Raw genomic sequence first — 21,060 nt, 5'->3', positions numbered from 1 at the left:
CTGAAAGTAGAAAATCCAGTCTATCTCAAAGATTTTCATAATAAATATTGTGCTGTATATGACAGGCTTGCAGAACCGGTGAAAATGAAGCCGGGAACTCTTCTTCTGATTCCCTTTGGTGATGAGATCATTAAGCTCAACCAGGAGATTAATAAAAACGGAGATAGTTTGTATTACCATCCGCCTCACGGAAAAATACCATATTCAATACCTTTACTAAGCGGAGTTTACACAATAACACAACAAAAGTTCGAAGATGGAGTTGTACAAAACCATTATTCATACCAGGCTGAATTGAAATACCTGAGAGCTGAGCAGGATGATCATCTCTTTTCAATACAGATTTTTGGTTCCCATAAAAATGGAACAGAATCAGACAGTAAAATGTCAAGTTTATCAAAAGCTTGTGCAGCCATTCTATTTCCTGTAGAAATCAGGGTAGGCAAAACAGGCAAAATTACAGAGGCAAAATTCTTTCATACGGAAACAGTGATCAAAAATGAACTGGATAATTTAAAAAAGTATTTTACGGATGATCTGTCTGCTTCTTATATTGATTACCTGAAAAAAACAGTTGAGAATCATCATCAAATTTTAAAAAGTATCAGGAATACATTACCTGTTCAGTTTCTTTTTGGTTCTTTTTACAGAGCAAAATATAAGGATTGGACAGACTCTGAGATCTACCATGAATTTATTCCATGGCTGTCAACCGCCTCTCCTATTCGTTTTGAACTTTATAACCGCATTCTTCCTAAAGACAAAGACAATAATATATTAAAGATCAAACAATTTGGAGCTTCTTGCGACTACCGGAATCTGAATCAGCTTTATGATAAAGACTATGAATATCATGAACAATCAACCATTAATAATCATTCAGTTGTCTGCCGTCATGAAGCTGAATATACTTTAGACCTCATCAATTTGATGATTCAAAAGGTTGAAGCAAATTTTGAAATTCAGATTGGAGACGTCACCGAGAGGGATATTTTTACTATAGAAAAACAATTAAAATAAATTATTATCTTTGATACAACACCAATAAAACCACATAATATGTCTGAATCTGCATCTCCACATGACGGAAAACATTTTGTTATTCAGAAAGGAAAAGCACAATGTAATCAGGGAGACCAATTCCCGCAGTTTAAAGTAACTACCCACCAGAAACATTATTGGAATAATGAAGAGGGGCAGGCTGATTTTTTGGCTGTTACCGAACAAGATCTTCAGTTTAATCCTCAAGGTCCCAGTTTTGGAAAATGTAAACTGAAACCAACTCCAGGCGGATATCTTCCGTGTGCTTACGCTCCTGCAGGTATATGGCAGAAAACCTATGAGAAAGTAAAGATATTAGGAAATAGCTGTGTTACAGAAATATCTGAATTAATGTGTTCTACAGGTGGGAAAATCACCATCATGGAACATGGACAAACCGCCTCAATGAGCAAACAGAATGTAAAAAATGCTGATCCACAGGAGCAGCATAACATCAATCCTTTTGTAAACTTTAAAGAATTTCAGAAGGAAACAGAAGATGATGAAGTGGATGCTTACTAACTAAAAACTTTTCGGCCATGTCAAAACAAGGAATTTATAAAATATCGGGAAATACAAAACCAAAAGTTGGAGAGCTGGTTACCTATAGAATTGATGAATGGTATCCTGCTACTCCTTTATCAAAAAGAAATCCTGCACGGGTTACCTGGCATTTATTTAAAAAGGTTAACGGAAAATTTGTTCCTACGAATATCAAGAAAGTGGGAGTAAGCAGTTTTACATTTAATACAAATGCTTACAAAGATACCTTCAGAGTTGAAGCTTATCTTCACAATCCTGAAGAAAGAGCTCCCATGGCCCTAGAGGTTCAGCCACAGCCTAGTGATGTCCCAAGAATCAATAAAGTTGAATTAAAATATATAGATGATACCCCGGGAACAGTTTTTAGTTTTACAGAAAAGCTAATTGCTGAAGCCACTTGTATGAATCTTGAAGGGCAATATCTGATGTTTACTCTTTGGGAAGATGATTCCAGAGATTCGGGACATAATAACAGCAACCAATCTATAGAAAATAAAAGAGCAAAGGTCATTAACGGAACTGCCAGAGCAGAATTCATGCTGACAAAAGCCCTCATGAGAAAAGCGATGGAAGGCGAAACCGACCCTCAGCAACTTGAATTCTATGTAACGGTGGAATATTATTCCCATAAAAAGCATGCAACCAACAATGTAAACGTGAATACTCCCGGGGAATTGCGTACTCCATCAGGGCAACCACAACCTCAGCAGCCACAACAACCTCAACAACCTCAACCGCAGCCTCAGCAGCCACAACCTGCTCCTGTACAACCTGAGCCTGATCCACAATCAGCTCACGGGACAGCTCATAATACCCAGCCGCCAACTCCCGCAGCTCCTGGAGGAGCCTCTCCCACTACAGTTAATCCTACAAATATTGAGGATCTTCTGGATGCTTATTTTGCAAAAAAAGAATACATCAAAGAAACTGGCGAAGAAGATGGTACGCATACTTATACCTTTGGAGGAAGTAAAAGCGGCAATAAAACAGGAACTGCTGAAGAGAAAAATAAAGTGGCCCAAACTATTCTTAATAAAATAAAAGAAAGCCTTAAGGCTCAAAAGAAATATACTACACTGGAAGTAATTGCTGCAGCACTGACGGCTGAAGCTTACGGAAAAGATACCACCAATCAAAAGACGGTTACCTTTAAAACGTTTAAACTGGGTGTAGACTATAAGAAAGTAGACAGTGCCCCACTGGATAGTAAATTGTATCTGGTAGCCAGAACTATGCTTCTGGATGGAAAACAGGTAACCATTTCCATTAAAGAAAAAGATGGTCTCATCAAAGGTGCAGCAGATGCTGTTCTTCCTGTTCTGGAAATTACCGAAGAGCAGATGGAACAAAAGACACCTGCCGGACAAGCAGTTCCGGGAACTGAAAAAACTGTATTCACAGGAACCGTACAAAATAACCTGGTCAAAATTCCGATCCATCTTCGCCCAAAATCCGAAGAAGATTTAAAACAATGGCAGGATAAACTCAGCAAAGGGAAAGAAGACGGAACTTATACCTATACATTTGGAGGTGCTACCAACATCACTAATGAGACACAAAAGGCTTCCATAGCTAAAACCATTCTCGCAAATGCCCAGAAAGGGAATGCCAAAAATCCTAAAATAGAAAACGGCAAAACCTCCAGCGAAGAAGAAATTAAAAAAGTTTTAGTAATAAAAAATTATCAGGCCGGAGACACTATTACCTTTAAACTTCTGAAAAAAGTACCGGAATTTCTGTATCTTCACGCTAAAGCTCAGGGCCAGAAACAGCATGATAAAAAATTCCTGAATAAGGATGGAGCTTATTTTGAGATTTCTAAAAAATGTCCACGTTGTGGAGTTCTAACCATGGAAGAGCTCAATGCAATATTTACAGATGCAACAGAGGAGAAGAAGAAGACATTACAGGAAGCCTTTAATAAAGCAAATAGTAAACTAGGACTTAATACCTGTCAGCAAAAAGCTCATTTTTTTGCTCAGGTGAGAGAAGAAATAGGAACCGCAATGAATGTTAAAAACGGAGAAAATCTCAATTATGCAGCAGATGTCTTGTTTAATGGAATATGGAATGCTAAGAAAAATAAATATGATGTACTGTTCAGTTACTATCACCACAATAGGGAACGTTCTAACAGAGATGGAAGAACAGCCACACACCCTGCCAATCCTGTAGCGATTGCAAATAATGCATATGCCAATAGAAACGGTAACGGCGATGCAGCTAGTGGAGATGGATGGAAATACAGAGGACGAGGTATCATCCAGATAACCGGAAAAGAAAAATATGATAAAATAAATGCCCGATTAACCAGTGATTATCCAAGTTTTGGCATCACTATAGATGCTGATAATATCAATACTCTAAATGAAGGTACTGTAGCCAGTATGGCTTATTGGAAAGAGTATGGATGTCAGAAAGAAGCTGAAAAGGGTATCGCAAGAAAAAACTTTGATAATATAGTAAATATTGTGAACAGTAACACTCATTCAAGAGAAGACAGATGGGGACATTTACAACAAATGATTAGAATTTTTAAAGTCTCTGAGTGTAATGGTAATGAAGCTGAACCAAATTCGGCATGGCATAACCCACTTGATAATATGGAATTAAGAGGATGGTATTCTGATACCCAATGGACACCAGGGAAAAGTGATTTCCATGGAAGATCAGGTGGGAAGCATGATGGCTTGGATCTTTATGCACCAGTTGGGACACCAGTATATGCCTGCATTGATGGAGAAGTTACCTACAGAGCTGATCCGGGAGGATATGGTCATAGAATTTTCTTAGAAGGAACCTACAATGGGAAGAAATACTACTTTATGTATTGTCACCTTTCAGAATATAAAATAGGAAAGTTTGAAGCTGGAAAAGAAATCGGAAAAACCGGACAAACAGGAAATGCCTCCGGACAGCCTGCAAAAATGGCACATCTACATTTTGAAGTCCGGACAGAACAAATGTCTAAGCCTTCATTTAACCCTTTAACAGAGATACCGGAACTTGGAAAAGCTGTTAATACAAACCCTGACCGTAACTCTCAAAATGGATTATAATTTATGAAAATTTCAAAATACTTAATCATTATCAATGTATTCTTTTTATCCTGTAAGGAAACTTCAGGACAGAATATCGGTAATAAACATTCTGATCCAAGTCCTAAAATTGAACAGCTTATTCCCAAAGACCATAAAATAATAAGCCAGGAAAAGCTTGATATTGATGGTGATAGTGAACAAGAAACGGTAATAACAACCTCAGATTCCAGTGCTACAACATCTTATGAATATTGGTTTAAGAATGGGAAGCTTTTGTATCAATTCTCTTATCCATCAGGTTCTATCAACAAAAAATGGCTGGTAAATTTAGATGATGATAAGCAAAATGAAATTATCAGAGCTCAGGGGTATGAAGATGGTGTTGATTATGCTATCTATGATATTCAAAATGGGAAACAAATTCCTCTTTTATACTTTAACCCTGCTTTACAGGATATTCAATATCCAGGAAAAACATTTTGGGGGTATCCTGGTGATATAAAAGAATTGATAACAAATGCTGACAAGAAAATTCTAGTCTCATTAAACAACCATTTTGAAAGGGATGGAGATTATATAATACCTAAGGACCAACATGAATTACCCTTTATTTATTTTAAGGGCAGTACAGCTCAACCTGATATGACTGTCAATGAAATCCATAGTCCACAATATAAGAGTTTAGACGAAATTCGTTCTCTTATAGGTATACAATCTTCCGTTTCGACGTCTGAACAACCTGTTTTTAGTACTAATGCCAACTTCAATAATGACCACATAAAATACAGAATTGAAGTTTTAAAAAACAACTCGGATAAAGATGCATATGATCAGAAGCATTTTAGTCTGCCTGTAAAAATATATAAAGGGGATACACTATGGAAAAGTAATAACCATTTGGTTTTTGATAAACGAAACAGTTGTATATCTGAGGGATTCGAGACAGTAGCAGTGAAAAATAATTACTTCACAATCGAACATCAGGATTGCTCTGATTATAACATATTGGTGAGTACCTATATCACCTTTAAGGTTAATGGAAATGAAATTTATCTACATAAATATGGAGAAAGTTATTTCGACAAGAGTAACCATGACAGAAGTATGCCAATGAAGGTATGGACAGAAAAGAACTTTGGAAAAATCAAATTTGAAGATGTAACTACAGCATTTCTTGAAAAATTACAATAAGCAATTTAAAACAATAGGCTAGTTTATGTATAGATGGATTCTGAAAACAATGAGATCAATTTATTTAGCTTTCCTATTCGTTTTTTTTGGTTTATTATTAAACTGTAATAACACCAAATTAAAAGAATTCGAGCCACAAAAGGTTGTAAAACAAACTGAAACTAAAGAAATTTTCAGTTTAGTAAAACCTGTCAATAAACCTGAGGAGCCACTGTATACTACTTTATATAATGGTTATTCTATTTCAATACAGTCAAACTCGTCTCATCAGGAACTCATCTTTAAAAAAGGAAATGTTGAAATAAAAAAAACATTGAAATTTTATTATGAAAATCCTGCAATTGTTTTCCACCTTTATAAATCTGATCTTGACAATATTGTGATATTAATTGAAGGCAGGGATTACTATGGCAGTAATTTAGGAATATATTATATCGGAAACGAAACAAATAAAATTATTGAAATAGATGATTCACTCAACTATACTCAGGATGATCCGGAAACAAAAGGATTTAAAGTACCCAAAGCAGAAATCATCAAAAAAGAAAATGAATTAAAATGTAAAGTCTACCTGGAAAATAAACTCTTATCTGATAAAACCTACGATATTTCTACTATAGAAGAAAAAAACGCTGTAAGTATTAACAAATATCTCAACAACAATCAATATTTGGTTAAAACTTTTGACATCAATAAGGATGGATTTTCAGATAAGATTATCAGCAGTAAACCATATGAAGGAGAAGATTTATTAATCTTTTTAGGAGATAATAGTTCCAATTATAAATTTGTTTTAAAAACAACTAATTTCTCGCAAGATGGAGGCAATCAAATTTCCGACATTAAACCAACAAGAGATGGCTTCGTACTAGTAACGGCATTTCCAGATAGAGGAGATTCTCGTAGTAATTATTATATATCAAATAATAATGGATCTTTTATTCTAAAGAAAATAGAACAGGAATCCTATTCTTGGCAAGATGGATATACAGAAACTTGCATACAAAATTTCAATTTCGATCTCAAAAACACCTTAGAATCCTTATCTAACACTATTGCTAAAACAAAGTCTGATTGCACGAAAAAGTTTGACAAGAAAAATTAATAAGAAAAACATAACTTTATAGTTTTGGTTAAATATGTTTAAAAAAGCTACTTTTTCTGTTTTAACAATTCTGTTTCTTTTTTCATGTGAGAAAGACAATCGTAAAGCAATGGTTCAACCCAAAGAAATTGCTGTAGCCCCCGTTCAGAATGTCTCAACAAAAGCTGCCACTGTTCCAGATCCCTGGAAAGGTACCTACCATTTTGAAGCCTCAAACAGAGATCAGATTAAAACGAGCTACACTATTATCATCAGTTCCTTAAATGATATTTCAATCCAGATTAATGATGATGGAGATAAAGTATCCTATTCTCATATAAAGGCAGAAGTTCTCAATGATGATAAAATAAAACTGGTTTTCGACGCGTCATTAGAAGATGAAATGGGAATTATCTACATCGAAAAATCGGATGATACCTATTTAATTTCTGGTTACCCCATCTATTTTATTAATCCGGGAAATGATGAAATGCCTTTAATAAAAGAAAAATAAATACTTTTGGCTTATGATAAAAAATATAGCAGCTGTATTAACCATAATTTCATTAGTGGGTTGTAAGTTTAAAGAAGAAAAAAAAGACAACCAGCCAAAAGCTGAAAAAGCAGTCATAAAAGATACTATAGCAAAACCTCAGCAAGTTGTTGAAACTTCTTCTCAGGAACAGGAGGATAACTTAAAATATAATCAACTGGGACTGGCTGTAAAAGCCGGAAACATTGAAGAAGTTGGAAAGCTATTGAAAAATGGTGCTGATATTAATAATGCTGCTGAAGATGAATACTATGCTTACGGAGCCTTGTATATTGCCATCAATACAAAAAATGAGGCAATGGTGAAATTCCTTATAGAGAACAAGGCAGATCTCAATACCCAGATCAATGAAGAAGGTTACTCTCTGCTTGTGGCAGCTATCAATTCCGGAAATGCTAATATTGTGAATTCATTGATACAATCCGGAACAAAAGTGGAAACTTTTACTGATCCTGAAGGAAATAAAAAGTTTATTCCTATTCTGGAAGCCACTCAAAGCAACCAACCTGAAGTAGTCAGATTATTACTGGAAAAAGGAGCAGATCCGAAAGAAACCTCTTTTGAGGGATTCTCAGCCTATAAATATGCCCAGGAGAATAATAAAAGTATCTTCAACTTATTTAAAAAATAGTCCATCTGGATCATTGTATGACAACAAAAGCACTTCTAATCTCTCTGTTCATTATTTCCGTTTTATCTTCCTGCAAAAAGAAAACGATGCAACAGAAAATAGAAAATCTTCCGCCAGCACCAACTACAGCTAAAGTACCTCTCCCTTCAAAAGAAACAACTATAGCGGATATTGAAAATAATTCCTTTACGTTAAGTTGTGGTTCGGGCTGTGCAGCTACGTATACTGCAGAAGATATTTCTCAGGATAAGACTTCCGTAAAAGTGAAGTTCAAGGTAGATAACTATCTGAACGACGAACTGGCAGAAACCACTTATGAAACATATCTTTTTTACTACAGCAATACTGGGGAAATTGTTAAAATTATCAATGATGAAAATCAAAATAACATTCTCGATAATTATATCCCCAGTGCCCAGGAATCATTCAAAGAATTCGCAGCTTCACTCGTTCAGGATAAGAAGATTCAGCTTCCACAATCAAAAGACTAAGATAACTTCGTCAATACAGAATATATAAGATGACTGTCAATATTTTCAAAAAGAAAAGCATAAGTTTCTAATGTTGTATCCATTTTCATTATTTCTTCATAAAAACAGAATAAAAGAACGATAAAGGATCATTTTTACCAATCTAAAACAGCGTTGGAAATAGTCTTTTTTTCATAACTTTACTCTAAATTTCAGCAGTTGGCCAATCTTTACAAAAAAGACTCTCCCTTTCAGGTTTATATATCATTCAAAAAATATTTGGATGTATTGGAGCATATCCGTTATAACGACCGCCTGGAGTACAGAGTTAATTATGCTGAATCTTTAATTGAGAAAACAAAGAATTTTAAAGAGCTGAAAGAGGGTTTTCAGGATATCAGCCTTTTGGAAAAAAATGAAGAACTCATCAAGCTTCTTCTTGCTGACCTCTTCCCTACCGGACTTACCCATAATGAAATAAAAGCGGCAAGTATTCCTCTTTCCAATATTACGTTCAATTACACAGAGAGATTTAAGGGTATTCTTAAAGACGCAGGAAAAGATTTTGAAATTGAGCTGAGAAACATCAGTGACAATGAGTTTTATGTATTTTGCTGCTGCCTGATTCTTCAGAGCTATTTTAAAAAAGATATTAAAAGCACGATCCCTTTCTATTATGATATTCCCAATAAACAGGGAATCATGAAACATTACAAGATTACGGTAAATTCAGATTTCACTGAAATTTTTCCTACAGAAGACGCACAAATTCCTTCTAATGATATTCTGGATATGCTACTGGAAAATCTGGATGATTTTAAACTGTGGAAAAAATATTTTCCCTCACAATCATGGATACTGAAAGGTTTTACAATTATTTCTCTTGTAGACTGTACTTCTGAGGTAGCATTGTCTGATCTGAAGTCGAGCATGATAGAAATAGATCCGGAAGATTTAAATCCGAATGAAAACCTGACTGAGATCTTCAAGTCTTATTTTGATGTAGCCGAACTGAACTTCGGACTGATGACTTTCAACAAAAAGGAACAAAAGCTTGACAAACTTCCAATTTATGAAAGTGTATTAACCAATCATATCCTTGACTTCTGGATCAACGCTTTTGATGAAGAGACCAGAATAAATACCTTCAATAACTTAAGCCATAATTCAAAGCCTATTGTGGTTTCCAACGTGAATAACCTAGATGAAAATGTCAGACAATTGCCGTCTTTTAATATTCTAAAAGATAATAACGTCAACAGTTTCATGGTCATTCCTATCATGAAAGACAATGATCTGCTCGCCATCATGGAGTTTACCTCTCCTATTGCCGGTAGTTTTAATGGGTTAAAACTCAAAAAAATGGAGTTTTTCTCAGACATGATTCTTTTCTCTCTGAGCAGATTCTACTTTGAAAAAAATTACCAGATAGAAGCAATTATCCAGCGTGAATATACTTCAATCCATGATAGCGTGGTATGGAAATTCAGGAATGAAGCTGAAAAATATTTTACAGCCTCATTGGGTAAAAAAATATATACTTTAAAGCAGATTTCCTTTAAAAATCTAACTCCTTTATTTGGGGTATCTGATATTCGTTCTTCCTCTGAAAAGCGTTTTAACTTAATGCTTCAGGATCTCAACCAACAAATTGAGTGGCTTATTGATATCCTGGCCTTAACAAATTCTGATTCTGAAAAATTCACACTCGCTCTTGATGTTTTTGAGAATGAGCTGAACAATGAAATCAAAGCTGATACGGAACAGCGTTTTCAGAGGTTATTAAGAGAAGAAATTCATCCTTTTCTACAAGCCAAACTGGAAATGAGATCACCCAGGGAAGTAAAAACAAAAATTAAGGAATATTTTTCACAGGTGCTTTCCCAAACCGATCTGTTTTATAATCACAGAAAAAAACTGGATGATTCCATAACACTTCTCAACAGAAAACTGGCAGATATGCTGGATGAAAACCAGATTAAAGCCCAGCAGATTTTTCCTCACTATTATGAAAGATTTAAATCTGATGGTGTAGAGCACAATTTATATATTGGCCATAACATTGCACCGGAACTGCACTACACTTCAAAAGTTGTCCATAAATTAAGATACTGGCAGCTGAAAACCATCTGTAAAATGGAACTTGAATTTCAGACCTTTAGAAAAGACCTTCCTATTCCATTGGACATTGCTTCGCTGATCTTTGTATATAATGAAAAAATAGACATCCGCTTCCGAATGGATGAAAAACGTTTTGATGTAGACGGAGCTTATAATTCTTACTACGAAATCATAAAAAAACGTTTGGATAAAGCCCATGTAAAAGATTCTTCAGAACGCATTACAGCTCCGGGAAAAATTACCATCGTGTATTTCGGTATGGAAAACCAGAGAGAATATCTGGAATACGTTACCAAGCTTCAGAAAAAAGGCATTCTGCAGCATGATGTGGAATTTCTAAAGGTAGAAGATCTTCAGGGAATTACAGGATTACTGGCGCTTAGGGTTTCAATCAGCCAGGATCATGCTGTATCATAAAGTTTTTTCTACTTTCTCAAATACCATTCTTTTAAAAATAAAAAATTCAGCCAATACAAAATTGACTGAAAATGATTATTTATTTTTTTATTTAGAGACTAAGAAAAGCAAATCCGAAGGATAACACAGAAATAATGATCCCTGCCATAAAGATTTTATACGTAATGGATAAAAGCTTATACTTTCTGTCAAGCACCTTCCCCAGATAATACAGGTCTTTCACCATAGAATCATAAATATAATCCCTGTCTTTAATAAGGTCTTTCATTGCATTATGATAATCATCAAACAGCATCTGCTGGAAATTTCCGAAGAACAGCAGATTAACCTTTCTGTTCGCAATATCCTGTGATGTAAAGGTAGTTTTTGTTACATTCGGTTTTGTAGATAGGATAGCAAATATGATGGTCAGAACACTGGATAATAACAATATAAAACTCGGCAGGATCAAGTGAGAATTTTTCGGTGCGTCTAACTTAGGTACCAATACAGAAAGGCATACAGAAATAATAATTGCATTTACAGAGAGCAGAATATTCGCTTTACTGTCTGCAATATCACTCAGCCTTGTGTGATTATTAAGGGTTACCCTGAACAAAGTATCCACACTTCTGTCTGATTTTTCTTTATCTTTTTTGTTATCAGACTTAGAATCATTATTATCTTTCTTTTCCTCTTCTTTTCCAAGCTTCTTTTCGATCTTCTTGATATTTTTCTTTTTCAAAGGTTCCCAGTTCTCTTTAGCATAATCGGTATAAAAGGTGTGCTTGTTTTTCAGCATATCCAAGTTCCCTGCATTCCATTCTTCATTAGAAAAGCATCTTACATTGGTAAGCTCCCATTCTTTTCTTAAAGCATCAGAAATATCACTGTAATCATGACCTGCAAAATGGCTGAAGTCTGCGTCTTTTACAATTTTCTCCAGTAGGTTTTGAGGAATATAAGTAATTTTAGTGGCAAGAATCAGCTTTTCCACCTCTGAGATATAACTTTCCGGATAATTTTCCTGATGAAGAAAATTTTTCATGATTTCCACTCCTCTTTCCTCATGGTTCATGGCACATTCTATATATCCTGTATCATGAAACCATAAGGCCACAAGTACTTTTTCCTGATCTTCTTCAGAAACAGGGGTATGCTTCATAATCTCCTCGGCCTTATTTACCGTATAGGCAGTATGAATAAAATTATGATAAAAATATACTGAAGATAGCTTATCTTTGAATAAGATTTCAACATAATTTTTAGCTTTGTCTAGAATACTCATTCCTGAATTTTTGTTAATGTAAATTTATGAATTTATCCTTTAAAACTCATCTAAAAAATACTTCTATTGTTCTGAGAACAGTAATGTCCGCCGGAGTGATGTATTCCTGCGCAACATATAACGTACAAAAAGGCAAAAACTTATTTGAAGTAAAAGATTCCGAGATAAAATCTGAAAATGATTTTAAACTTTTTCTCATTGGAGATGCCGGAAATGCAGATGAACCTCAGGCACAGAAAACACTGAATTTACTGAAAGGCAAGCTGGATTCCGCAGACAGCAACTCTATGCTGATCTTCCTTGGTGATAATATTTATCCCAACGGAATGCCTAAAGAATCCGATAAAGGCTATGCTTTAGCCAAACAAAAACTGGAAGATCAGCTGGCAATCACCAAAAATTTTAAAGGAAAAACCCTTGTTATTCCGGGAAATCATGATTGGTACAGTGGCTTGAGCGGATTAAATGCCCAGGAATCATTAGTAAAAAAATATTTTGATGATAAAAAGGCCTTTCTTCCCAAAAATGGCTGTCCTATTGATGATATAAGCATCACAAAAGATATTAAGCTGATCGCCATTGATACGGAATGGGTAATTACCAACTGGGATAACTATCCCGGAATCAACAAAAACTGCAACATCAAAACCCGTGAGGATTTTTACACCGAATTTAAAGATCTTATCATCAAAAATCAGGGTAAAAAAATTATTGTTGCCTTGCATCATCCGATCATCAGTAGCGGAACCCATGCAGGATTTCATTCAGCGAAGTCACACCTTTTTCCTCTGAAAAGTAAAGTACCGGTACCGGGAGTGGCGAGCCTTATCAATATCCTCAGAAGTTCTTCAGGAATTAGCCCGGCCGATATTAACAATCAGCACTATGGAGAACTGGCCAACAGGCTGAAAAGTATTGTGCAGGATAAAGATAATGTCATCTTCGTTTCCGGACATGACCACAATTTGCAGTATCATGAAGAAGGAAATATAAGGCAGATCATCAGTGGTGCTGGTTCTAAAATTGATCCGTCTACCATTACTGAAAAAACAGACTTTTCCTATGGAGGAAGCGGTTTTGCTGTCCTTAATATCAGAAAAGACCAGAGCACAGATGTTGAATTCTTTTCCACCAAAGAGGCTAAACTTCAGAAATTGTCTCAGATTTCCGTTATATCCAAGCCTGATGAATTTGTGAATAACTTCCCTAATACGTTCCCGGCTACCGTTTCTTCGAGCATCTATCCGGTTCAGCTTACCCAAAAGGGTGGTTTTTACCGCTGGCTTTGGGGAGATCATTACAGAAAATATTACGGCATTCCTATTGAAGCTCCTACAGCCAATCTTTCAGAGCTGAATGGTGGTTACATCCCTTTCAGAGAAGGAGGAGGAAACCAGTCCAACAGCTTAAGATTAAAAGCTAATGACGGTCAGGAATTTGTGATGCGTGGAGTGAAAAAAAGTGCCGTACGGTTCCTTAACAATATGGCTTTCCAAAGAAGTACCCTGGCAGAGGAATTAACCAATACTTTCCCGGAAAAATTCCTTTTGGATTTTTACACTACTAATCATCCGTTTACTCCGTTTACCATTGGAAATATGTCGGAAAAGCTGAATATTTTCCATAGCAATCCGAAATTATATTATATTCCTAAGCAGCAGGCTTTAGGCAAGTATAATCAAGATTATGGTGATGAAATGTACATGATTGAAGAGCGTTATTCTTCAGATCCAAAGACATTGGCTTATCTGGATGATGCAAAAGATATTCTTTCTACTGACGATGTCCTGAAAAACCTCACTAAAAACAATAAATATTCCGTAGACCGGGAATCTTATATCAGAGCAAGATTATTTGATATGCTGATTGGGGACTGGGACAGGCATTCAGATCAGTGGAAATGGGCTGAATATGAAAAAGGAGATAAAATTATCTATAAACCAATTCCTAAAGACAGAGACCAGGCTTTCAGTAAATATGACGGGGCTGCATTCAGGCTTATCATGAATGTCCCTGCCATCCGGCATATGAAGACCTTTACAGAAGATATCAGCAGTGTTAAATGGCTGGCTATGGAGCCTTATCCCATGGATCTTGTCTTTTTAAAAGCTTCTACCCCGGAAGAATGGGAAACCCAGGCAAAATACATCCAGGAACATTTAACTGATGCGGATATTGATGATGCATTCCATAACCTTCCTAAAGAGGTTCAGGACAGCACTGTAGCAGATATTCAGAGAAAACTTAAAATAAGAAAAACTAAATTACAGAAATACGCTTCCGATTATTATAACGTTCTGCAGGAAAAAGTTCCTTTGGCTGGAACCGTGGAACCGGATAAGTTCGTAATTACCAAAAATGGACACTCCGTTCTTGTACAGCAATATAAATTAGGTAAAAACAAAGATAAAAACGAACTGGTTTTTGAAAAAACATACCATGATGCAAAAACAAAAGAACTTTGGATTTATGGACTGGAAGATGATGATGTATATGAGGTAGTAGGAACCGGCCGTCCTAAAATGAATATCCGCCTGATTGGCGGCAATAATCATGATGTCTATAATGTAGCAGACGGAAGAAAGGTAAAAATCTATGACTTTATCTCTCAAAAAAACACCTACAATACAGGAAATGCTACCAAAAATATTACAGACGATTATGAGATAAACACCTACAATTACAAGCATCCGAAGTACAATGCATTCGCAGGATATCCTAATTTGGATTATAACCCTGACGACGGAGTTATCATTGGTGTTTTGGCTAATTATACCGTAAATAATTTCATCCGTGATCCTTTTACTCAGAAACATAGCTTAAAGGCTAATTTTTATACTGCTACTGCCGGATTCAGCCTTATTTATAAAGGGATTTTCAAGAAAGCGATTTCTGGATGGGACGTTAATATTGATGCAGCTTATACCACCCCAAGATTTTCCCAGAACTTCTTCGGCCTGGCCAACGAAAGTCTGTATGATAAAGAAACTACGGAAAGAGAATACAACAGGGCAAGAATTTCTAAGTTTAATGTTGCTCCTTCTATTTCCAAGAAAGGATGGATGAATTTCAATCATCAGCTACAGCTTACCTTTGAAGATAATAAAGTACAGAGAAAAGACGGGCGCTTTATCAACACTTCACCAGATGTAAGACCGGAAGTTTTTGACAGCCAACAATTCTTAGGAGCCAATTATACGTTCAGCTATAAAAATGCAGATAACTCTGCCTTCCCAACCCTGGGAATGGAACTAATGCTGAATGCCGACTGGAAAGCTACTTTTTCTAATTTCAACAGAAATTTCCTTACGGTAAAAGGAAGATTCGCTATTGATCACAGGATTGATAAAAGAGGGGTCTTCGTATTTGCCAATGCCAGCAACGCCATGTGGATCAATAATGATAATTTTGAATTCTATCAGGCTGCAGCTATCGGAGGTAACAACGGAATGAGAGCGTTCAGAAATGAAAGATTCTCCGGAAGATCTTATTTCACCAATAATTCTGAAATCCGTTGGGATTTTGGAAGAATCAGAAACAATATTATCCCTGCCAATCTGGGAATCCTTGTTGGTTATGATATCGGCCGCGTTTGGAATGACGGTGAATACTCCAGAAAATGGCATCAATCCGTAGGTGCCGGGATTTGGCTAAGCGTTGTGGAAATGATGTCTGCCAGACTGAATTATTTCTATGGTGCAGATGGTGGACGTATCTCTGCCGGAGTAGGAATGAAGTTTTAAATCAGAATATCTCACAATAAAAACTCAGGAGCTTCCTGGGTTTTTCTTTTTTAACAAACATAATAGTTTTATATTCAATACGTTTTTATACTTTAGCTATATAAACAATCACAAAAAAGCACACAATGAAAATGCTAATTGCTTCCATTAATATCATTTTAGTTTTATCAAGTATTCAATGCCAGAACCAAAGCAAAAATGGTTATATTGAAAAAAATGTAAATGTAAACGCACAACAGACCAAAATTGAAAAAATAGAATTAACTGAACAAACCCGGGGCTTTCATACCGTAATTACCTTTACACCAAAATCTAAAACTTCAGTTTTTAATGGTGAGGAAAAGCAATCCCCAATGTCTTCTTCTGATTGGGAACGCATCTCACAACGTGCTGCTGCTATTGATTTATCTAAAGTTTCAACACTTGAGGCTCCTACTTCAGGACGGCATTCTGATCAAGCGATGATCTCCACTCTTATCATAACAAGTAATGGAACCACCTATACTTCCGCAAATTTTGATTCCGGTAATCCGCCAAAAGAGTTGAAACCGCTGTATGATGAATTTCAAAGAAAACAATAATAAAAAATCCCTTGGAGTGTTCCATGGGATTTTTAGTTTATATTCTATTTTTAAAGTCTATGGCTTAAGGGAGAATTGATATACATTTCCACCTTCGTCTTTCCCTTTTTCGTCTGCAATCATTAAAGTCTGGTCATTAAGGAAAACAATAGCTTCTTTCTGTGAATTATGGTTTAGTGGTATTTTATTAATCTTGGCAGTACTGAAATCATCAGCCGTAAATCCTGTAAGAACATGTACATTTTTATGTGTTAGCAATACAATTTTATCTTTTGTACTGTTGATGGTTGCCGAAGTAATAGCAGCATCATTATATCCGCCTTGCAGTTTTAATTTACCAATCAGCTTAGCTTCAAAGTCGCCTTCTTTATTAGGAACTTTAAATACCAGAAAAGTACCGTCGAATCCTTTACTTCTGTTCTTCGTGAAAAGGTAGAAATTACCATCCATCTCTATAAATCCTTCACAATCATACAAGAGGTTAGATTTCTTTGGTGGAAACGCTGTCTGACCCTCATAATGAAACTTAGTAGTCTGAACAACTTTTGTTGTGGTTTGGGTAATATCTTTCAGATCGGTTTTTAAAATAGCCAGATCCTGTCGGTTATTGTCATTATTCCCGAAATCTCCGATATAAATATTTCCCTGCGCATCTGATATAATATCTTCCCAGTCTGTATTTTCAGCGTTTTCAACCGGAACTTTCGCCATCATCTGCCCACTCTCATTAAGCCCATATACCGCATTTTTATTCCCTCTGTCTTCTATGACCCAGATTGTTTTTTTATCTTTTGATAATGTAATCCCGGAGACTTCCTTTAATTTTTTAGGTAATGAAAACTGTGGCTTCAGATCATCACCCTGAGCAGGTGAATTCTGAGCTTTTGGGTTACAACTTAATAGAAACATAGCAGGAAGTATAAGAAAACGTAGCATATTTATTTTTTTTAACTGAATATTAGTAGCATTAATTGTTCCAATCCGGAAAATTATGATAACTGTTTGGCTTTTTCCCAAAGAACATCCATTTCTTCAAGAGACATATCTGCAAGTTTTAAGTCCTGCTCTTCTGCAAGACCTTCCATTTTCTGAAATCTTGAAATAAACTTCAGATTGGTTCTTTCCAACGCTGAATCCGGATTAATTCCTGAAATTCTTGCATAATTGATTAACGAGAAAAATACATCTCCCAATTCCTGTTCTTTTTTATCCAGATCTGTCTCTGCATGAAATTCCTGAATCTCCTCATCCACCTTTTTCCAGGCATCTTCTGCATCGTGAAACTCAAAACCTATCCCTTTTACCTTATCCTGAATCCTATAAGCTTTTACAAGGCTTGGAAGACTTTTCGGAACACCGCCTAAAATAGATTTGTTTCCTTCTTTCAGTTTTAATTTCTCCCAATTCTGTTTTACTTCTTCTTCATCTTTTACTTCGGTATCTCCATAAATATGTGGGTGACGGAAAATTAGTTTTTCGTTAAGGGAATTAATGACATCTGCAATATCGAAACTCCCTTTTTCTGAACCTATTTTAGAATAAAAAACCAGATGAAGCAATACATCTCCCAATTCTTTTTTAATCTCCTGCAAATCTTCCTGCAAAATAGCATCGGAAAGCTCATACGTTTCTTCAAGGGTAAGATGACGAAGAGATTGCAGAGTCTGCTTCTGATCCCATGGGCATTTCTCGCGTAAATCGTCCATAATATCCAGTAATCTACCGAAAGCTTCTAATTTTTCCTGTTTTGTATTCATAAGTAATTGGAAATTCAATATGATACAAATGTAAGGGTTATTAGGACACAATTACAAACGTTGGGAATGAAAGTTACGAGGTACAGGGTTTGAGATAACGTGATAGAATATTTGTCTAAACTTAACAGGTTTCAGAAACCTGTTAGGTTTTTAGGATATATTACTCTCAGATTCTTCATGCTACTTAGAATGATACTGTAAAAAATTACAAACAAAAAACCTCATCATTTCTGACGAGGTTTTATATGGTAAATTCAACAATGAATTATCCTTGTTTTCTGTGCGTACTTTTAGGAGCTGATTTTGCTGCTGAAGTCGCTTTTACTTTTGGAGCTGCTGGTTTTTCTGCTTTTGGAGCTGCTTTTTTAGCATCAACATCTAAGCTTACTTCTCCTGCAGGTTCTCCATCTAAAGTTTCAGGTTCTGCCTTTACGAAGCTTTCAGGAGTGATGTATCCAGCTTTCTGAAGCGTGTTATACCACTGAGCCAATTTCTTGATATCAGAAGAATATACTCTTTCTGTATCGTAGTTAGGAAGAGAAGCTAACATAAAATCTTTCAAATCTGCATCTGAAGATTTGTGAGAAATTGTTTCTTTGTAATCATTGTTTTTAGCAATATTTTCAAAAACTTCGAACAAAGGAACTTCTTTATCAAATGTAAACATTGCGATATTATCTAATAAGCTTACCTGGCTAGAGTTTCCAATGCTTACTTTTTTCTTGGTAGTAACATCTTCAATGATGAATCCGTTTCTTAATTGAGAAACTAATTTGTAAAGTCCTGGTTTTCCAGAAATTGAAATTATTTTTTCTAACAGCATAATTTTATTTTTTGTAAATTTTGCAATCAGCACTAAGCTTTTTGCTTTTTATTATTTTAATCCTTGTTTAAATTATTTTGGAAATCTCATTTTGTAACCGATGCTTACGTCCCCCTGAGAGATTTTTGACAGTTTTCCTTTTACCAGCTTTTTCTTCAAAGCGCTTAAGTGATCGGTAAACAGAATCCCTTCAATGTGGTCATATTCATGCTGAATTACGCGGGCTCTAATATCGGAAAAAGTTTCTGTATGTTTCACAAAATTTTCGTCATAATATTCAATTACGATAGTGCCCTTTCTTTTCACATCTTCTCTTACATCCGGAATAGAAAGACAACCTTCGTTAAACTTCCATTCTTCTCCTGATTCTTCAAGGATTCTGGCATTGATGAACACTTTTTTGAATTCTGCCAACTCATCCTTAATATCCTCATAATCCTCATCTTCCGCAAGAGGAGTTACGTCTATTACAAACAGACGGATATCCAAACCGATCTGAGGCGCAGCAAGACCAATTCCATTTGCACTGTACATCGTTTCGAACATATTATCTATCAGTTCCTGTAATCCGGGGTAATCTTTTTCTATATCTTTTCCTACTTTTCTCAAAACAGGATCCCCAAAAGCTCTTATCGGTAATATCATTTTAATCTTTGTTCTAAAAAATTCTGCAATATGATGGTTGCACTTACTTTATCTATTAATCCTTTTTCCTGTCTTTTCTTCTTATTTTTTCCGCTTTGCGAAATAAAGAATGAAGCCATTTTGGAAGTAAACCTTTCATCAAAACGATGGACTGCAATATCCGAAAATTCTTTTTTAAATTCTTCAATGAATTTTAAAATATCGGTTTCCACCTCAGAAATATTTCCTTTCAAATCTATGGGAAGCCCAATTACTACCTCATCCACCTTATTTTCACTGAAATATTTTTTCAAAAATTCCATTAAAACACGGTTCTCAACAGTCTCCAGCCCACTGGCTATAATCTGCATATCATCCGTTACAGCGATGCCACAACGGGCTTTTCCGTAGTCTATTGCAAGGATTTGTCCCATAAGTCTGCAAATTTAGTAAAATTTACTGATTTTATTCGATACGCAGTTTTTTTCTATAAATCATGTTTTATTCCATATTTTTTTTTATAATTTTAATCTTCCAAAAAACAAACTATATGAAGAGACTCATCCTCGTAAGACATGCGAAAAGCGACTGGCCGGAAGAAACGGAGGATTTTGACAGACCTTTGGCAGACAAAGGACTGGAGGATGCTATGAACATGTCCAGGTTCCTTAAAAACAATAATATTTCTATTGATTATTTTGTATCAAGCCCGGCAGTACGAGCTTTGAATACGTGTAGAATTTTCAATCAGGCCTATCAGCTGGATTGTACTACGAATGAAAAATTATATAACCCTTCGGAAAGAAATTTTGAATCTGTAATTTATGATCTGGATGACAATCTGAGTTCAGTAGCCCTTTTCTCTCATAATAATGGAATTTCCAATTTTGCCAATTCCATTTCGGAAGATATTTTCCATTTTCCAACCTGTGGTGTAGCCGGTTTTGAAGTTGATTGTGATTCCTGGTCCGAATTTGACGGGGCCAAGAAAAAACTTCTGTTCTTTTATGAGCCGGGGAAGATATAATTGTATCCCCAGCATTCTCTATGCCCTACCCATTCTCTTCTTTTTTTCATGTCAGAAAAAGGAGAAAACGTATTTTGAAACAATAGCTATCAACGATATAAAATTATCTGCCACTCCTCAACCCGGAAGCTGGAGGTATAATCATG

The 21,060-nt window shown here is 35.6% G+C and carries 18 protein-coding genes; 12 read left to right on the top strand and 6 right to left on the bottom strand.

Translation table 11 applies throughout. The features are described from left to right. The 9 genes from BBH99_RS22530 to BBH99_RS17135 form a co-directional block, all read left to right on the top strand. On the top strand, nucleotides 1-1,020 hold a 1,020-nt coding region (locus BBH99_RS22530; RefSeq protein WP_165601956.1), incomplete at its 5' end, for a hypothetical protein. 39 nt (nucleotides 1,021-1,059) lie between these two features. After that, the gene (locus BBH99_RS17170) at nucleotides 1,060-1,563 is read left to right on the top strand and encodes a DUF4280 domain-containing protein (RefSeq protein ID WP_066698529.1); all 504 of its coding nucleotides are present in this window, start codon (nucleotides 1,060-1,062) and stop codon (nucleotides 1,561-1,563) included. Nucleotides 1,564-1,580: 17 nt separating this feature from the next. Further along, nucleotides 1,581-4,643 (top strand): peptidoglycan DD-metalloendopeptidase family protein, encoded by a 3,063-nt coding sequence (locus BBH99_RS17165; protein WP_066698526.1) that lies wholly within the window; start codon nucleotides 1,581-1,583, stop codon nucleotides 4,641-4,643. Between the two features lie 3 nt (nucleotides 4,644-4,646). Further along, complete coding sequence (locus tag BBH99_RS17160) at nucleotides 4,647-5,816, top strand: hypothetical protein (RefSeq protein ID WP_066698524.1); 1,170 nt, start codon at nucleotides 4,647-4,649, stop codon at nucleotides 5,814-5,816. Between the two features lie 49 nt (nucleotides 5,817-5,865). After that, on the top strand, nucleotides 5,866-6,921 hold the full coding sequence (locus BBH99_RS17155) for a hypothetical protein (RefSeq protein ID WP_123873205.1): 1,056 nt from the start codon (nucleotides 5,866-5,868) through the stop codon (nucleotides 6,919-6,921). Between the two features lie 34 nt (nucleotides 6,922-6,955). Beyond that, nucleotides 6,956-7,414 carry a hypothetical protein gene (locus BBH99_RS17150; protein WP_066698519.1) on the top strand — a complete coding sequence of 153 codons (459 nt, stop codon included), beginning with the start codon at nucleotides 6,956-6,958 and terminating at the stop codon, nucleotides 7,412-7,414. A gap of 13 nt (nucleotides 7,415-7,427) precedes the next feature. Beyond that, nucleotides 7,428-8,084: an ankyrin repeat domain-containing protein gene (locus BBH99_RS17145; RefSeq protein ID WP_066698516.1), complete on the top strand. Its 657-nt coding sequence runs from the start codon at nucleotides 7,428-7,430 to the stop codon at nucleotides 8,082-8,084. A gap of 86 nt (nucleotides 8,085-8,170) precedes the next feature. Next, complete coding sequence (locus BBH99_RS17140) at nucleotides 8,171-8,575, top strand: hypothetical protein (RefSeq protein ID WP_123873204.1); 405 nt, start codon at nucleotides 8,171-8,173, stop codon at nucleotides 8,573-8,575. Nucleotides 8,576-8,773: 198 nt separating this feature from the next. After that, on the top strand, nucleotides 8,774-11,092 hold the full coding sequence (locus tag BBH99_RS17135) for a GAF domain-containing protein (RefSeq protein ID WP_066698512.1): 2,319 nt from the start codon (nucleotides 8,774-8,776) through the stop codon (nucleotides 11,090-11,092). A 91-nt stretch (nucleotides 11,093-11,183) separates the two neighbouring features. On the opposite strand, the gene BBH99_RS17130 is transcribed toward BBH99_RS17135, so the two are convergent. Next, nucleotides 11,184-12,359: a Pycsar system effector family protein gene (locus BBH99_RS17130; RefSeq protein WP_066698510.1), complete on the bottom strand. Its 1,176-nt coding sequence runs from the start codon at nucleotides 12,357-12,359 to the stop codon at nucleotides 11,184-11,186. Nucleotides 12,360-12,385: 26 nt separating this feature from the next. Between BBH99_RS17130 and BBH99_RS17125 the strand changes: the two genes are divergently transcribed. Both BBH99_RS17125 and BBH99_RS17120 read left to right on the top strand, forming a co-directional pair. Further along, nucleotides 12,386-16,102: a metallophosphoesterase gene (locus BBH99_RS17125; protein ID WP_066698508.1), complete on the top strand. Its 3,717-nt coding sequence runs from the start codon at nucleotides 12,386-12,388 to the stop codon at nucleotides 16,100-16,102. 125 nt (nucleotides 16,103-16,227) lie between these two features. Beyond that, nucleotides 16,228-16,683 (top strand): hypothetical protein, encoded by a 456-nt coding sequence (locus BBH99_RS17120; RefSeq protein WP_066698501.1) that lies wholly within the window; start codon nucleotides 16,228-16,230, stop codon nucleotides 16,681-16,683. 57 nt (nucleotides 16,684-16,740) lie between these two features. Here the strand turns inward: BBH99_RS17120 and BBH99_RS17115 are convergent, their stop codons facing one another. The 5 genes from BBH99_RS17115 to ruvX form a co-directional block, all read right to left on the bottom strand. Next, the gene (locus BBH99_RS17115; RefSeq protein ID WP_066698534.1) at nucleotides 16,741-17,619 is read right to left on the bottom strand and encodes a hypothetical protein; all 879 of its coding nucleotides are present in this window, start codon (nucleotides 17,617-17,619) and stop codon (nucleotides 16,741-16,743) included. Between the two features lie 53 nt (nucleotides 17,620-17,672). Beyond that, a complete protein-coding gene (gene mazG, locus BBH99_RS17110; RefSeq protein WP_066698498.1) occupies nucleotides 17,673-18,440 on the bottom strand; it encodes a nucleoside triphosphate pyrophosphohydrolase in 768 nt (255 codons plus the stop codon). Between the two features lie 265 nt (nucleotides 18,441-18,705). Beyond that, on the bottom strand, nucleotides 18,706-19,263 hold the full coding sequence (locus tag BBH99_RS17105) for a DUF5606 family protein (protein WP_066698532.1): 558 nt from the start codon (nucleotides 19,261-19,263) through the stop codon (nucleotides 18,706-18,708). Between the two features lie 72 nt (nucleotides 19,264-19,335). Beyond that, on the bottom strand, nucleotides 19,336-19,908 hold the full coding sequence (gene def / locus BBH99_RS17100; protein ID WP_066698489.1) for a peptide deformylase: 573 nt from the start codon (nucleotides 19,906-19,908) through the stop codon (nucleotides 19,336-19,338). Continuing rightward, a complete protein-coding gene (ruvX, locus tag BBH99_RS17095; protein ID WP_066698485.1) occupies nucleotides 19,905-20,321 on the bottom strand; it encodes a Holliday junction resolvase RuvX in 417 nt (138 codons plus the stop codon). The genes def and ruvX overlap by 4 nt, the downstream gene beginning before the upstream one ends. A 116-nt stretch (nucleotides 20,322-20,437) precedes the next feature. Here ruvX and BBH99_RS17090 point away from each other — a divergent pair, with 116 nt between their 5' ends. Continuing rightward, nucleotides 20,438-20,914 carry a SixA phosphatase family protein gene (locus BBH99_RS17090; RefSeq protein WP_066698483.1) on the top strand — a complete coding sequence of 159 codons (477 nt, stop codon included), beginning with the start codon at nucleotides 20,438-20,440 and terminating at the stop codon, nucleotides 20,912-20,914. Nucleotides 20,915-21,060: the final 146 nt, after the last annotated feature.

This window comes from Chryseobacterium contaminans, assembly GCF_001684955.1.
GTDB lineage: Bacteria > Bacteroidota > Bacteroidia > Flavobacteriales > Weeksellaceae > Chryseobacterium > Chryseobacterium contaminans.
Note: the sequence above shows the minus strand (reverse complement) of the source record. Positions and strands in the feature narration are given on the sequence as shown.